The 599-nt window shown below is 44.4% G+C and carries 1 rRNA gene; it reads left to right on the top strand.

What is annotated here, in order from left to right:
• Nucleotides 1–214: 214 nt before the first annotated feature.
• A 23S ribosomal RNA gene (locus NXH67_RS00125) occupies nucleotides 215–599 on the top strand; the annotation flags it as partial.

Raw genomic sequence — 599 nt, 5'->3', positions numbered from 1 at the left:
ATCACCTCCTTTCTAAGGAATATACGGAATAACATGATGTTGCTTGTTCGTTCAGTTTTGAGAGTTCAATCTCTCAGAACTTCGTTCTTTGAAAACTAGATAATGTAATATGAAGAAGATTATTACCGAGTAATCGCCATCTTAGTTTTTCTCTCTATTAAATAGAGTAAGAAAACAGATTTTTTATAACCGTAAGGCTTTATAGCCGAACAATGGTTAAGTTAGAAAGGGCGCACGGTGAATGCCTTGGCACTAGGAGCCGATGAAGGACGGGACTAACACCGATATGCTTCGGGGAGCTGTAAGTAAGCTTTGATCCGGAGATTTCCGAATGGGGAAACCCCCTATCCGTAATGGGATAGGATCTTTACCTGAATACATAGGGTATTGAAGGCAGACCCGGGGAACTGAAACATCTAAGTACCCGGAGGAAGAGAAAGCAAACGCGATTCCCTGAGTAGCGGCGAGCGAAACGGGAAGAGCCCAAACCAAGAGGCTTGCCTCTTGGGGTTGTAGGACACTCTATACGGAGTTACAAAAGAGCGAGTTAGATGAAGCGACTTGGAAAGGTCCGCCAGAGCAGGTAAAAGCCCTGTAGT

The sequence above is a fragment of the Butyrivibrio sp. DSM 10294 genome (assembly GCF_028539135.1).
Classification (GTDB): domain Bacteria; phylum Bacillota; class Clostridia; order Lachnospirales; family Lachnospiraceae; genus Butyrivibrio.
This window is presented reverse-complemented; position numbering and strand designations above follow the sequence as displayed.